At 66.0% G+C, this 14320-nt stretch carries 11 protein-coding genes and 1 pseudogene; 7 read left to right on the top strand and 5 right to left on the bottom strand.

Annotation, left to right across the window (positions count from 1 at the left end; translation table 11 throughout):
* Positions 1 to 18: 18 nt before the first annotated feature.
* The 3 genes from AC5YDV_RS17530 to AC5YDV_RS17540 all read right to left on the bottom strand — a co-directional run bounded on the left by AC5YDV_RS17530 (position 19) and on the right by AC5YDV_RS17540 (position 3906).
* Positions 19 to 1941, bottom strand: a complete 1923-nt coding sequence (locus tag AC5YDV_RS17530) for a tyrosine-type recombinase/integrase (protein WP_459018334.1) — start codon at positions 1939 to 1941, stop codon at positions 19 to 21.
* A gap of 59 nt (positions 1942 to 2000) precedes the next feature.
* Positions 2001 to 3053 carry a tyrosine-type recombinase/integrase gene (locus AC5YDV_RS17535; protein ID WP_463644791.1) on the bottom strand — a complete coding sequence of 351 codons (1053 nt, stop codon included), beginning with the start codon at positions 3051 to 3053 and terminating at the stop codon, positions 2001 to 2003.
* 220 nt (positions 3054 to 3273) lie between these two features.
* Entirely contained in the window at positions 3274 to 3906 is a 633-nt protein-coding gene (locus AC5YDV_RS17540) for a hypothetical protein (RefSeq protein WP_496185150.1), read from the bottom strand.
* Positions 3907 to 4082: 176 nt separating this feature from the next.
* On the opposite strand from AC5YDV_RS17540, the gene AC5YDV_RS17545 reads away from it, so the two are divergent.
* From AC5YDV_RS17545 to AC5YDV_RS17565, 5 genes are all read left to right on the top strand, one after another.
* On the top strand, positions 4083 to 4421 hold the full coding sequence (locus AC5YDV_RS17545) for a hypothetical protein (protein WP_496185151.1): 339 nt from the start codon (positions 4083 to 4085) through the stop codon (positions 4419 to 4421).
* A gap of 167 nt (positions 4422 to 4588) precedes the next feature.
* Complete coding sequence (locus tag AC5YDV_RS17550; protein ID WP_496185152.1) at positions 4589 to 5731, top strand: sensor histidine kinase; 1143 nt, start codon at positions 4589 to 4591, stop codon at positions 5729 to 5731.
* Complete coding sequence (locus AC5YDV_RS17555) at positions 5728 to 6360, top strand: response regulator transcription factor (RefSeq protein WP_496185153.1); 633 nt, start codon at positions 5728 to 5730, stop codon at positions 6358 to 6360. The genes AC5YDV_RS17550 and AC5YDV_RS17555 overlap by 4 nt, the downstream gene beginning before the upstream one ends.
* 1144 nt (positions 6361 to 7504) lie before the next feature.
* Positions 7505 to 7630 carry a hypothetical protein gene (locus AC5YDV_RS17560; RefSeq protein WP_282005963.1) on the top strand — a complete coding sequence of 42 codons (126 nt, stop codon included), beginning with the start codon at positions 7505 to 7507 and terminating at the stop codon, positions 7628 to 7630.
* A gap of 759 nt (positions 7631 to 8389) precedes the next feature.
* Positions 8390 to 8986 (top strand): hypothetical protein, encoded by a 597-nt coding sequence (locus AC5YDV_RS17565; RefSeq protein ID WP_496184855.1) that lies wholly within the window; start codon positions 8390 to 8392, stop codon positions 8984 to 8986.
* 245 nt (positions 8987 to 9231) lie between these two features.
* Here AC5YDV_RS17565 and AC5YDV_RS17570 read toward each other — a convergent pair.
* Positions 9232 to 9846 (bottom strand): annotated as a pseudogene (locus AC5YDV_RS17570) (transposase); the annotation flags it as partial.
* A 205-nt stretch (positions 9847 to 10051) separates the two neighbouring features.
* Positions 10052 to 10513, bottom strand: coding sequence for a hypothetical protein (locus AC5YDV_RS17575; RefSeq protein WP_282007214.1), 462 nt, complete (start codon positions 10511 to 10513; stop codon positions 10052 to 10054).
* A 2053-nt stretch (positions 10514 to 12566) separates the two neighbouring features.
* On the opposite strand from AC5YDV_RS17575, the gene AC5YDV_RS17580 reads away from it, so the two are divergent.
* Together AC5YDV_RS17580 and AC5YDV_RS17585 are read left to right on the top strand one after the other, a co-directional pair.
* Complete coding sequence (locus tag AC5YDV_RS17580; protein WP_496184853.1) at positions 12567 to 13673, top strand: peptidoglycan-binding domain-containing protein; 1107 nt, start codon at positions 12567 to 12569, stop codon at positions 13671 to 13673.
* Positions 13670 to 14320 carry an ABC transporter ATP-binding protein gene (locus AC5YDV_RS17585; protein WP_496184852.1) on the top strand — a complete coding sequence of 217 codons (651 nt, stop codon included), beginning with the start codon at positions 13670 to 13672 and terminating at the stop codon, positions 14318 to 14320. Before AC5YDV_RS17580 ends, AC5YDV_RS17585 begins: the two co-directional genes overlap by 4 nt.

Consider the following 14320-nt stretch of genomic DNA (forward strand, 5'->3'; position numbering starts at 1 on the left):
TTATGTGGGTGATGTCTGTCAAGCGGGGGTTTGATCGAGGCGTTCGAGGAGGTTGGTGTAGACCTCGGCGCGGCGGGTTTGGCCTTTGGCGCAGGCGTCGTCGCGTTGGGCTTGCAGGGTGGGGCGGTGTTCGATGGTGGTGAAGAACATGGTGCAGGACTCGCAGATGGTTTCGTAGCGGCAGTCGAGCTCGATCGGGCGGGCGCAGTAGCCGTTGCCGAGTAGACGCTTGCTTACCTCAGCGTGCAGGCTGGTCATGGCTGGTCCGGCCGCGTCGGCGGGTAGGCGCACACCTGTTGCGCGCTTGGTGCCGGTGGCGCTCTTTGCGACATCTGTCGTGGTGGGTGTGGTCGTGGCGTAGAGGGACTCGATCTTGCGGGTGACGTTGAAGTATTGGTCGGCGACGGTGCGGTCCCCGATCCGGGCGTAGACCATGGTCATGGACAGGTCAGCGTGTCCGAGCAGAGCGGCGATGGCTTCCAGGCTCATGCCGCGGTTGATGGCTTGGGTGGCAAGGGTGTGACGCAGTTGGTGGGGGTGGACGTGGCCGAGCCCGGCACCGGATGCGGCCTTCGCGACGGCCTTGTCGATGCGGGTCGGTGGGATCGGGCGGCCCCGGTCGAGTAGGAGCAGGTCGCTGGCCTGCCAGTCGGGACGGTCGGCGAGCCAGTCGTCGATCAGGGTCTTCAGCTGCGGGTCCAAGGGGATGTACCGGTCGTTGTGGAGCTTGCCGATGGGGGTGCGCAGCCAATAGCCGGTGCCGATCTGGACGACGGCGTCGATGGTGAGGCCGAGCAGTTCACCGCGCCGCATCCCGGTACGGGCCAGGGTCTGCACGATGAGCCGGTCGAGTCGGTTCGGCAGTGCTCGGGCGGCAGCCATGAACGCGGCTGCCTGGGCGTCGTCGAGGAACTTCGGAAGTGGCTTGTCCAGGCGGGGACGGTCGTCGCGGTACACGGGTACCCGGGCGGGGACGTCGTCGTAGCCCCACTCGATGATCCGGGTGAAGAACGAGCGCAGGTGGCCCATGCGCATGGCCAGGGTCGTCTTGGTCAGCGGCTTGCCTCGGTGTCCCGGCCGTGCTGCGAGCCAGGTCTTGTAGCCCTCGACGTGTGCGCGATCGATGTCCGCGACCCGCACCACCAGGTGAACGTCGCCGTCGCCGCCGGGATCGGTGCCGTGCTGGTCGGCGCTGTGGTGGTGGATGAGGTAACCGGCGAACTGGCGGAGCGTGGTGTCGAACAAGGTGACCGACGCCGGGCGTAGTGACAGGGAGCATTGATGCAGGTAGCGACGCATTGTTGCGGTCATGACCGGGGCGTGGGCTTCGAGGTGGTCCCAGTCGACTTCGGCGACGGGCCGGTGAATCCAGCGTCGTCGCTTGTCCGGGGAGGGTGCTTGGCCACGGTGATGCATGAGCGCGTCGAGCCCGAACAGTGGGGTGGACAGTGACTTGTGCGGGATGGCGTCCTTGCCTGCGGTCACGGACTCGAAGAACACTGTTCGTGCCCGCTGGTAGGCGGCGGGGGTGAGCGCGTCGGGACCCGTACCGGCGATCACGGCAATGCGGGACAGGTGGGTCCACATGCGGCCGATCTCTTTGTCGCAGAACCCGAGCTGAGCGGCCTGGCCGTTGAACCGGTCGTACTGGTCGGGATAGGCGGTACGCAGGTAGACGCCCCAGCGGCATCCAGACCCCGTCACGAAGGCAGGATCGACACACAGGCCAGTCGCCACAGCAGCGTGGGCGGCAAACGACATGACCTCGCTTCGTACGGCCCGCCGGGTCATGACGTCGGCCGCGTTCCAAGCGGCAAGAGTGGTGAAACGCCGGTCGAACCCAGCCACGCCCTGGCGGCGGGTCTGGCGGGCTGCGGGCGTCGCGCCGGCCGCGATGTACGCGTCCGCGAACCAGCGCAGCACGTCGACCGCCTCAGCCACAGCACGGTCCGGCGATGACGTCGGCGCCGGGGACGCACTCACTGGGCCTGTAGAGGGGGTCACGACACCGCTCCGTTGTTGTCGTAGATGTCGGCGAGCACGGTCATGGCGTCGCGATACTGGTCGGCGAGCCAGTCGTTGGACAAGTGCAGGTAAAGGCGAGTCGTGTCGAGGTTCGCGTGCCCCGCCTGGGCCTGGATTGCTTCCAGGCTCATCCCAGCCTCACGCAGGCGAGTGAAGCACGTATGACGCAACTCGTGGCACGTCGCATGAGCGAGCCCGGCTCGGCGGCGGGCTCCGGCGAGGACCTCGTCAAGCCCCGCCGCCGTGAGCGGACGACCCCGGTTGGGGCCCTTCAACACCACGAACACGCGCTCGCCGTCGCCGTCGCGTGGCCGCTCGAGGGACAGGTAGGCGTGTAGGTGAGTGAAGAACAACGGATCGACCGGGACGATCCGTTCGTGACCGCCCTTGCCCGCACAGATGAACACGCGCTGGTCGCCTGGCTGGATATCGGTGAACCGCACGCCGAGGACTTCGCAACGCCGTAGCCCGGCGCGCAGCATGAGCGTGACCATCGCCAGGTCCCGTTGCGTGCGCAGCGCGTTCGTCAGCGCGACGGCCTCACCCGGAGCGAGGATGCGCGGCAGACGCTTCGGGGCCCGGACCAGCGGTGCCCCTCGCAGCGACCGTGTCCTAGGGGTGATCGATCGCGGGACGGGCTGGCGCTCGCACACGCCACGCGCGATGAGGTAGTCGAACAACGAGGTCACCGTCGCCAACCGGCGCTTGATCGTGGAGGCCGCCAACCCCTGCTCGCCATCGGACAGGCGCACCACGTTCCCACCACGTCGTGGCTGGCGTTGTGCCTCGATGAACGCCAACACGTCCGCAGTCCCCACGGCCAGCGGCCGCTTACCCACCACGGTAAAGAAGACCTTCAAGTCGAAAGCCTGCGCCGTCACCGAGTTCGGACGCAGCCGCGCCGCAGTGAACCGCAGATACTCATCCAACAGCGCGTCACCCAACTCGGGAGCGGCGCCGCGCGAGCGGGCAAGGACAGGCACGAACAACTCCATCAACAGCTCCAGCCACGAGAACGACGACCACATCGTCGACCCCGTCACGAACCGCCATCCACCCGGAGTCGAGATCACCTACATATCAAGCCCTTCTTCGCGAAGGAGTACCGGTGAGCGCCGAGGAAGGCAATTACTCGGTGCGGAACATGTGCCGGTCGGCCCGGGTATCGCGGGCCGGCTACTATGAGTGGCGGGATCGTCCCGACGGTCAGCGCAATCACGCGGTGCAGCCGTGGCCGGCTTTCGCCGTTCATCCCCACAACTCCTCGGTCGGCGGTAGGAATGGGCAGGCCTGCTCCAGTTCACGCATCTGTGGGCCGGTGAGGTTGTCGAGGTAGGCGTGCGGGTTGTACTCCTGGGCGGTGCCGATGCCGGCGAGGAAGGTCTCGAACACGGGCAACGGCGGCGCCTCGAAGCCCCGGGACTTGAAGCAGGGGATGAGCGTGCTCTCGAAGTGGTCGTAGATGATCCGCTTCTGCGCGACGGTGTAGGGCTGCTCGTACTTGTCGGCCAAGGGGTAGCGCGCCGCACAGGTGTACAGGGCCAGGGCGATTGCCTCGTCCTGGCCCGGGGCGGCACCGTACATGCCGTCCGCGTCTGCCGGGTAGCCCTGCTCGGCCATGCAAGCCGCGTGGTATCCGGCCTGCTCGTCGGGGGACACGAACCGGACGGGCTGCACGTCGGGAACGTCGGTCAGCCCGAGGTGCTTGGCGTACTCGGCCAACTCGCGGGAGCGCTTGGCGGCGGCGTCGACCGTCGCTGGTGCGGACGAAGGCGAGGCAGCCTGCTGGGCACCTCCGGCAGTCACTGTGGTCGGGGTGGCGGGAGGCGAGCACCCGGCCAGCAACACGCAAACGGCAGCCAACAGCGCGACGCCTCTCATGCGCCCATCGTGCCCGTACTTCTCAAACCCGGACAGTCGACGGCCGGAACCTCGCCCTGAAGGGCGCATACCACGCCCGATCAGACCGATCTGGGTGCAAGCCTTCAAACCGTACGGTTGGGGACGTCCATGCTGTGTCTGTCGGGTCGAGCGATCGATGTGAGAGGAGAGTGGACATGAAGCTGATCCATCGGGTCGTGGCTGCGGTGGCCGTTGGAGCCCTCATAGGGGCTGGGGGTCCCGTGCAGGCTGAGGCGGCTGAGACGCGCACGGGTAGCAAGTCCTGCAGTTCGGGCTACCGACCGCAACTGAAGTCAAACGGGTCTGCCCTCACCGGGACTGTGAAGCAGTCACATACCTGGAACGGGTCGGGTGGATCCAAGTTCACCGGGCTGATCACAACCACGACCCTGACGTCCGCGTACTACGCCACCTTCACCAGCGCCAGCTTCAGCGCGTACGTGACCACGACATTCAACTATGTGACGCCGAGCTGCATCTTGGACGCGGTGTGATGACAGCACGACGAGTTATTGTGCTGGTGAGCCTTCTGTTGGTGGCCGCGGAGTTGAGTGGCCTGGCGGCTCCGGGTGTGTGCGACTTCATTCCTGCCTGGCCCGGGTGTCCGTAGGAGTCGATGCGACGGGGCGGCTCGTGGTCGCTGCCCCGTAGGATCGTGACCGTGCCCGCAAGCCATCAGTCGCCGATGAGTGTGGCCCGCGCCGCGATCATGAGACTGTCGCCCGTCGAGGGACTGGCTGGTCTGCTCGCCTTGGTTGTGATCGGGCTGAACCTGATGGCGGACAACCATCCCGCCGCGATCCTGCTCGATGTTGCCATTTGTGCCGCGGCAGCTTTGGCGGCCCGACGGTTGGTTCTGGGGACCATCGTGACGGCGGTTCTTCTGTTGGTGCTGGCGCTCGTGCCGACGGAGTGGAAGTCGATGGGGGAGTACGCAGCGTTCTTCCCGGTGGTCGCGGCCCTGATGCAGCGGCGGACGTGGGTGGCCGCTGCGGCCACGGTGGTGAACCTGGTGGCTCTTGGCTGGAAGACGCTGAGGGATTTCGGGGCGGCCGCGCCGGACACCGCGCTGAACATGATCGGCTGGGTCGGGGCCTTCGCTCTGATCTGGCTGGTGGGGCTGGCCGCACTGTGGCGTCGTGAGGCCGAGACTGCGCAGCGGGAGCTTCAGCGGCAACGGGAACGGTCCGAACTGGCACGTGATCTGCACGACATGGTGGGACACAATGTGGCCTCCATCGTGATGCGGGCGGAACGAGCGATGCTCCGGGGTGGCGCGGACAATGACGACCTCGACTTCATCGTGGAGCGCGGCAACGACGCCATCGGCGAGGCACGCTCGCTGATGGGCACCCTGCGCCGGGACGTCGCTTCAACCCGGACAGTGGAGGACTCACGGGTCGCCACGACCACGTCCACGGTGTTGGACGAGCCCGTGGCACGCCTCGAAGGCGCCGGCTTCACGGTTCGGGTGACGACCGAGGGAGGGGGGCGCGCCTGGCCCCCGTCGGTGCTCTCCATCGTGTCAGCCGTCCTGCGTGAGGTGACCAGCAACGTCATCCGCCACGGTGACCCCGCTGGGTCTTGCTGCCTCGACTTCCTCCAGGGCGAGCGCGTCGCCCTGATCACTGTGATCAATCACATGCGCTCATCGGGGCGGCCGGATGGCTGGGGCGTCCCCGGCATGCGTGAACGCATGGACGCGCTCGGTGGTGTCCTCCACACCACCGAGCGCGACGGCACGTGGACAACCACCATCGCGCTGCCCTTGGCCCGCGTCTCGCCGAAGGAGGTCACAGGGTGAAACCCTTGACGGTGCTGATCGTGGATGATGATCTCTTCGTCCGCGAGACACTGGCCGAATTCCTGGCCAGCCAGGGCATCGATTGTGCGGGCACCTGCGTCGACGGCGAGTCTGCGCTCGCCTACCTCGCGCGAGAGTCGACGCCCAGTGCCGTCCTCCTCGACGTGCGGATGCCTGGGTTGGGCGGGTTGGCCACTCTCGCGGGGATCCGCGCGAACCATCCCGGGGTGCCGGTGTTGATGCTGACGTCCTACGACGATGACGACACCATCGAGCAGGCGATGCGTGAGGGTGCCGCGGGCTTCGTGCTCAAGAACGTGCGGCCCGTGGCGCTGGGTCATGCGGTCAGGAGTGCGGTCGCCGGGCTCACCGTCATGTCGACGCCCGTGGCCCAGCGCGTCTGGGCGGTCCGGCGCGTCCAGGGAGCACCGCCCTCGTTGACCGAGCGCGAACGTGCTGTGCTGGCCGCGGTGTGCGCTGGGGACTCGAACGCGGCGATCGCCGGCGCGCTCTTCCTGTCCGAGACGTCGGTGAAGCAGGTGATCGTCGCGTTGCAGCGATCGTTCGGGGTCTCCAACCGGATCCAGTTGGCGATCCGGGGCAGTGCCCTGGGGTTGGACACGGCTTAGGGCGGGCGCTCACCGGCTCCAGGCGGCGTCGTTGCACAACGGGGTGACGGTGGCGAGCCCCATGGTTGTGGGAGCCCGTCCAACGGGCCTGCCCTCATTCGTCCCAGTCCTGGCTCGGCCAGCGGTTTCGATACCCACGACCGAGGAGTTCGGCGCGGCTGCGATCTCGAAGATGAGCCAATCCAGGAAGGCGATCCACCACAATCGATAGGTCGACCCACGGATCAGAAGGTTGGGGGTTCGAGTCCCTCCAAGCGCGCAAGGGCCCCCTCAGGCAATTGGTGCGGGGCTTCGCATTGCGCGGCGCTGGAGGTGCGCCCGCAGTCGCTCTGGCTCGCCCGAGCGTGCTGCGGTCGCGGTGCTCGGCGAGGAAGAGGCGGCCGCGCTCGGTTGGGTGCCTGCACCGCCGGTGGCGCAGGAGGCACGGCCGCGCCAACTGAATCGGGGTCGGCGGCCGTTGGGGGCATTGCATGGGAGGGCCACGTCAACGCGTGGCAGGGGAAAGCGTCCTGAGAGGCACTCTTCCCGCCTGATCAGACAGAACGGGCGCGTTTCCCTCCAGATGGACAATGTTGGCGGCCATGCTCCTGGGTGTCGGAACGCAGCGAAGGAGACGAGGGGCCCGCAGGGAGCCGATCCACCTAGTGGTCGCCGCGGCGAGCACCAGGTCTATGGTCTGGTCAGAGAGACAAGACCGGCCGAGGTGGCTGGGGCCCGCGCCAGTGGCAGATACAGCATCGAGGAGATGAAATGAATAGGGTTTGGAGAGCCGGGTCGAGTTTGCTGATGGTTCTGGCGTGATTGGTCGCGCGTGACTCCTCCAGCGTCAGCACACGCGGTGACCGGTGAAGCCGATGTTGCGGGGATGCGGCAGTTCCTGCGCCGCTACGGGGTGCCGGGGGAGGCTTAGAACCGACTGATCGCGGGAGGTCTCTGCACATATGTTGGCGGCTTGTGGACACTGGGGACCTGCGCACTACGGTGTCCGCGAACGTCGCCACGACGTACCTGAAGTTCTGAGCGCAAGATGATCACAGCGGACCATCCGCTAGCCGCGGTAATCGCCATCCTGTTGCCTTTGGCCGCGGTCGCTTTCGTGCTGTTCTTCTGTCGACGGGGCCGCCGCGACGAATAGCGTGGGGATGTGTCCTTCGCACAGGTGGGTGGCGACGACAAAGAGTTCCGCCAGACGCTGCTGCGACGTGAGGTGCAACTGGAAAAACGCGGGGCCGTGCGTGGGATTGCCGTCAAACGCAGCGTTGAGTTGTAGCAGCGGGCCACGCGGATGGCGGTCGATGCGCGGAAGGATCCTGAGTTGGCAGCCCCATCGGAGTGGGGGATCCGCTCGGCCAGACGCTCTTGCACATAGGGCTCTGCACAATCCACGGTCTGAATTCGCGGTTTCGACGGGTCGGTGTTGCCTGTTTGGTCGGATGTTCGCCCGAACGGACCGATCGACGTACGCTTCCTTGACCCACCTTCAGGTGTGCGACAGCATGGGAGTCACTGTGGAGTCCTCAGCATCTCCACTCCATCGCTGAAGTCGTCCCCAAGCGTGCCATCATGTTGAAAGGAGAACCCGTGAATGCGAGATTCCTCATGTCTGCTGTCATCACAGTTGTCGCATTGATTGGTTCCTCAGCTGGGCCGGCTGATGCTGCGGAGGGTTGGGCAAAGACTCTCGACTGCGGGACCAACTACCGCTGTTACATTTCCACCAACACCACGGCGGGAGTCACTCACTATTACAACGACGTGCCCCGAGCATCTTGGGCTACCTCCGGAAACCATTCGTCATCCAAGGACGTGAACTCAGACACGATGGCCTCGGCCAGCACTCCAGCCTCATTCCTCAGCCATCCGGCGAGTTGTTCGTGCAAGCCCGGCTACAGCTGTGCGGTCTAGCTGGCCAGGGGGCTCCATACGGCCCGCGTGTTCGGTTCCCTTGCCCCTCGTGATGGGAGCCGCCACCGTCGCGGTGACCTTGGCTGGGTGTTCGGGCTCCCTCGCGCCAATACCAACCCCTTCCGTGATCGCGCCCTCCGCGGTGGTGGCGTCCGACTGGGGCAGTGCACTGACTGATGACGACTCGCTGTACCAAATGGTGCTTGAGGGCCTCAATTCGTTTCCCATCCCCGCAGCCGAGAACAGGCCGCAAGTGAAGCTGATTCGCTGGGTGAAGCCGGCCGAATGGGCCCAGGCCCAAGTTGATTGCATGGCCGAGCAGGGTTTCGAGTCGACGACCAAGCAGGGCGGCATCGCGTATCCGGAGACGCCACCAGAGCAAGCGACTGCTCTCGCTGTGGCGATGTACTTCTGTCAAGCATCCTTCCCCGTCGATCCGCGGATCAACCTACCCCTACCGCGCGACCGCGCCGAGATCCAATTCCGTTACCTGGTCGACACAGTCGCTCCCTGCGTCCGCACCCTGGGGGTTGCCGTCTCAGAGCCACCCACCTTCGACGTGTGGTTCTCGGCCTATGCGACTCGCAAAGAACACTGGGATCCTTATGGCGACGTCCTGCGGACCGCGCACCCCGAAGAACTGGATGCGCTCCTGGATCGCGTGTACGAACAGTGCCCCGCCTTTGCGCCAGGAGCCTATCCAGACGACCTGCGCGGGTGAGTGCTCCACCCCATGGTCCCGGCTGGGTGTCAGTGAACTGATCGACCTGGAAATGACACTCTGATTTGGCCCCACCGTGACGGTCCGTTTTGGCCCCGGGTGTGACACGTCGGGGCGGTTGTGACGGTCTGATCTGGCCCCATCCTTGACTGTCGACGTTGTCGTCGAAGGGGTGGCCAGGCGTGTCTGGTGGGAGTCGTGTCCAGGTGTTCGAAGCGATCCGTAGGGAGCGTCGGGTGGATCCCGCCCTCGACCATGTCCAACAAGCGGGCCGGACCGGTGTCGTCCCTGACCGGAGTGAGGTCGATGACCACAGTCACGTACTTGTCGCCCTTGCGGGTGTGCCGCCAGACATGCTCGTCGACACCGATGACCTGGACGCCGTCGAACCGCTTGGGATCATCGATCAGGGCGCGCTTGCCTTCGGCGAGGACGGCGTCGTTGGCGGTGTTCCACGACACCGCGAGGCCTTCGGCGATCCGGGCGACGGTCAAGTGGGCGACCACGATGCCTTCCAACGCCCACCGCAACGCCCGCCGGGACAACTTCGCCCGCGGTTCTGCGGCCTTGCTGGTGTCTTGGCGCCACACGTGCCCGCATTCGGTGCACCGGTAGCGGCGCACGGTTACCAGCAAGAGTGTCGGTCGCCAGCCGAACGGCTCGTGCGCCAGCCGACGAACCACGGTGCCACGCGGGATGCCCTCACCACCGCAGCGACGGCACCACCGGTCCGGTTCGACGACCCGGCAGGCGAGCACCGCCCGCTTCGGCTCCAAGTGTTGGCCGACGACCTCCAGGCCGAGCTCGTGCAGGCGGGTGAACGTGGTCAGGTCGGGGCGAACGAAGGTAGCGTGGAGCACGTCGAGGTCTTCCAGATGGTGAGCGTGAGAACTTCCATCTTCGGGAGACCTCGACCCTCAACCGCGGAGCGAGGCGCCGCCCCAGATCACCCTTCCTCTACACCCTGGATTGTGATGAGCCGTCAATGCCGACGCAACTGCGGCCGCTCCCGATCAGACCACCCCACCAGGCCGCTCCCGGCGGGCGCCGGAGTTCCACCCTGAATCAATTGTAATAGCCCGGCGGAGTTGCCGGGCACAAGCGTTCCACTTCTTCCTCATCCGCGCGGTTCTTCGGCACGGCGAAGTAGTGAGGTGCCCATTCCTGCCCTCCCAACCACGCCTCCATCGTTGGGGGGTCAGGGATTGTGTATCCGAGCCGACGCAGGCAGGGCATTCTCACATCCACCCAGTAGCGGTAGAGCTTCTCCCGCTGATCTTGCGACGGGGCTCCACCCCAATACCTTTGGTGCAACGGATAGCGGGCCCAGCAGGTGTAGGTTGCCATCCCAAAGGCTCGATCCTGCGCTTGTGGATAGGTGTAGTTTCCTTCAGCGTCGGGCGCAAACCCCTGTTCGGCCATACATCCCCGGATGAGACCATCTCGGTCCTCGGGCGTAGTCACACGGACCACCGGAACCTCAGGGACCTCACCCAAGCCAAAATCACGAGCGATGCGGTCGAGCATGCTTTGATTCTCGTCCGTCTGAGCAGCCTTCGGCACTCCTTGGCCAGACTCGGCCGAGGACTCCCCAGTACTTGCGGGTGTTGGCACCGTTCCCGTTGAACACCCCGCCATCAGCAGTGCGACACCGAGGGACACGACCGAACGCCAATGGGGATACATCGCCTGCGCCGTGACTTCTTGGAATTAGACGGGATTGTCGATGGGGGGAGGAAGAGGGTTGCGCATGAGTGTCTCCGAAGGGGTGAGACGAGTGGTTCACGTTGAGTTGGCACCCCTACCCCCCCAACGCCTGCTTGCCAAGAGTCCGAGTTGACTCACCTAAGACCTCCGCTTCGAGGGGGTCGTTGCCTCAGGTGAGTTTCTCCGGTTCGGGGGTGTCGTTGCCTCGCGTAAGGGTCTCCGCCTGAACGATCCGGGGATGGAGCTGACCAGTGCCCTCGGGTTGAACAAGTCATAGAGCCATGTCCGGGCCCTTCACCCTTTGAGATCGGGGGGATAAAGGTCTGGTGCGTCGGGAGGGCAGTGTCCGTAAGCGTCGTTCAAGGCCTCATGGTCCTGAGCGATGGCGTCAAAGGGGTGCCAGTGGGGCTGTTCGGCTTTGTAGGCCGCATACCACACCTCGAACGTCGGAGAAGGCTCGACGGGGTGCCCCAGCGCTTCCACGCAGGGGGCTGCAGTATCCACGAGGTGTCGATACTGAGCCATGGCCTGCGAACGAGTCCACGGTAGTTGGGTCCGGGGGTCAACCGGATACGAGAGCGCGCAGACATAGGCAGCTACTTTCAGTGCCTGCCCTTGCGAATTCGGAACGTCGGGGTACTGGATGCCTCCCTGCTGAGCCGTGGAAGGAAAGCCTTGACCGGTCATACAGGCCACTTGAGCTGCTGCCCAGGCGTCGTGCTTGACCCATCGGACGAGTTTGACCTCAGGACGCTCATGATCCTCAAGTTTCAAGCCCCCTGGAAGCCTGTCCTCGACCATTCGGTGAAGGCTCGCGTCGTCCGTGGGTGCCGAGTCCCAGTCCATGGCTGGAGGGCTGGGGTTGGCAGCGCACGAAACCAGGCAGAGAGCAACTGCCGCCATGGCCACGGTCAAACGTGGTTTGCGGCGAGGATCATCGTGAGCCGGCTTGATCTCAAACCCCGCACGTCGAGCCGGAAGGGCAGGCGCAGTTCGATCCCCATTGGTAAAAGGTCCCACCCGTGCTTGCTGCTGCCGTCGTTGTGCCGGCGACGGACTTGGCGGAACTGTGTGGGCCACCAGAGGGCCAATAACCATGAACAACACCATTGTAGGAGTGGTCCACGGCGGCTGAGGTATTGGTGGAGATGCTGCATCGGTAGTTCACCCCGCAAGCATGAGTGGCCGAGCGGTCCGCAGCATGTGCCTGACTGGGGACGCCCGCGAGGAGCAATCCGCTGACTGCTCGTCCAGCCAGGACCCGGAAGCGCGTCTTCATGATGTCCTCCCAGGGGCAATCCGTTGAACAGGGGAGCGAGACGCTGTGGGGAGCTCCAAGCTCATCTTGTTCCGTAAGTCCAGCATGGTGCGAGGGCACGGGCAATGGCTTCTGGGACCATCGTGTCCGAATGGGCGCAACTGCTGGCCGAAGGGGCAGGGCGCAGGGCGGCAGGGCGATGATGCTGTGCAAGAGTAATCCCACGGCTGTTTGAGGAGGTGACCCGCGACAGTGATCTGCATCCCAGTTGGCTGGCCACCCTCGATCGGCGCGTCAGGCTGCGAGCCACTCGAGATTGCTAGCTTTCGCCCACGATCGCGCCACTTGGATGAGTCAACTACCGTCTCGACAATGACTGGGTCGAGAGTCCGGTTCAGTCCTGCATCTGCCCGGCTTCTATGAATGAACTTTGGCAATCCATCACGATGCACAACGGCGAGGGTCCCTCCCCTCCCGACTCAAGGCCGATCGGTCGGACTTTCGCCCCGTTGGGCAGGCTCGGTGCTCCGATCGGTCCGAAACCGTGTGGGTTCGGGCAGGCTGGAGGTTGCAGGAGAGGCTCGTGACCGAATGAACAAGAGGCAGGGAGAGACGATGGAACGTCGTGGGTCGTCCGGACCCCGGTGGTTGATCTTCGCTGTGATCGCGCTGGTCTTCACCGGGCTGGGAGTCTGGGCGGGGCGTGCCACCCTGTCCCCGGTCGAGGCACCCCAGGACCTGGCCGCCGGCGAGGTGCTGGCCGAGGTCACCGAGCAGACGGTCGGCCGCGCACTGAACCTGAACGTGTCCGTGGCCCAGCCCAAGCGCGCCCTCGCGGCGAACACGCTCGGCGGGGTCGTAACCGAGGTGCGCCCGGCTGGGGAGGCACACGTGGGCGACGTGCTCTATCGGGTAGCCGATACACCGGTGCGGGCGGTCGTGGGGCAGACGCCCTTCTACCGGTCGCTGGCGCCCGGGGCCAAGGGAGCAGATGTCCGCCAGTTGCAGGATGCGTTGGTCGCCCTGGGTCTTCTCAGGGCATCAGATGGCACCTATGGCGCCCCCACGGAGCGGGCAGTCCGGCAGTGGCAGGCCACGTTGGGCATGGAACGAACGGGCACCGTGGCGTTGGGTGAACTCGTGGCGGTGCCCCAACTGCCGGCCGCCCTGCTGCTAGCCGAGGACGCCATCTCCCTCGGCGCGGTGCTGGCGGGCGGCGAGAAGATCGTCCACGGGGCCGTTGGCCAGCCCACCTTCACCCTGCGCCTGAGCCAGCAGCAGGCTCGGCTCGTGCCCGAGTCCTCCACCATCTCGATGACCTACCAAGGGCGTGAGTGGCAGGCGGTCATCAGCGGATCGGAACAGAACGAGAACGGTGAGACGCTGCTTCACCTCTCCGCCCCCGGGGGAGGCCCGGTCTGTGGCGAGGCCTGCGCCGTGGTCGCCACGGGCCAAGAAGTGTTCATCCTCTCTCGCGTGGCGGTCGTGCCCCCGGCGTCCGGTCCGGCTGTGCCAGTGGCCGCGATCACCACCCGGGCCGACGGGTCGGCGTCCGTCCTTGTGGTGGACGCCGCGGGTGCCAGGGCCGAGCGTCCCGTCACGGTGCTGGGTTCGCAGGACGGCGTAGCCGTGGTGGAGGGCGTGACCGTGGGGGAGCGCGTCCAGGTCCTGGCGGGCACCCCCGAGGCGGGTACGCCCGCCCGGACCACCCCGGGCCGATGACTGCGTCGGTTCTGGAGGTTCGCGACCTCCGATTCGCCTACCGGCGAGGGGCCGAGGAGCTCTTCGACGGGTTGTCCCACGCCTTCTCCGCCGGCGCGGTCACGGCGGTGACCGGCCCCTCCGGTCGGGGGAAGTCGACCCTGCTGTACGTGTTGGGGCTGCTGCTCACGCCCTCCTCGGGCGAGGTGCTGCTCGATGGCGAGGCGGTGTCGGACGCCGCGGACGGCGTGCGCGCGAGCGTGCGCGCTCGGCGGGTGGGCTTCGTGTTCCAGGACTCGGAGTTGGACCCGACGCGTCGGGTGATCGACTCGGTGCTCGAGCCGGCCCTGTACGCCGGGCACGCGCGGGAGGAGCGACTTGATCGGGCCCTCGCCCTTTTGGATCGGTTCGGCCTGGGCCGGCGCGCCGACCACAAGCCGGGTCAGGTGTCCGGCGGGCAGGCGCAGCGCTTGGCCGTGTGCCGGGCGCTGCTGATGGAGCCCGACATCGTGCTGGCCGACGAACCGACCGGGAACCTCGACCGGGGCAATGCCGAACTCGTGCTGGAGGCCTTGGTGGGAACCGCCCACACCGAGGGCAGCACGGTCGTGATCGCGACCCACGACCCATTCGTGCTCGAGCACGTCGACGAGGTGGTGGCGCTGTGA

Source organism: Propioniciclava sp. LT432, assembly GCF_059515965.1.

Excerpts from the sequence above, each read along its gene's own strand:
- AC5YDV_RS17535 (WP_463644791.1), bottom strand. The coding sequence starts at position 3,053 with ATGTGGTCGTCGTTCTCGTGGCTGGAGCTGTTGATGGAGTTGTTCGTG.
- AC5YDV_RS17540 (WP_496185150.1), bottom strand. The coding sequence starts at position 3,906 with ATGAGAGGCGTCGCGCTGTTGGCTGCCGTTTGCGTGTTGCTGGCCGGG.
- AC5YDV_RS17545 (WP_496185151.1), top strand. The coding sequence starts at position 4,083 with ATGAAGCTGATCCATCGGGTCGTGGCTGCGGTGGCCGTTGGAGCCCTC.
- AC5YDV_RS17575 (WP_282007214.1), bottom strand. The coding sequence starts at position 10,513 with ATGCTCGACCGCATCGCTCGTGATTTTGGCTTGGGTGAGGTCCCTGAG.
- AC5YDV_RS17580 (WP_496184853.1), top strand. The coding sequence starts at position 12,567 with ATGGAACGTCGTGGGTCGTCCGGACCCCGGTGGTTGATCTTCGCTGTG.
- AC5YDV_RS17585 (WP_496184852.1), top strand. The coding sequence starts at position 13,670 with ATGACTGCGTCGGTTCTGGAGGTTCGCGACCTCCGATTCGCCTACCGG.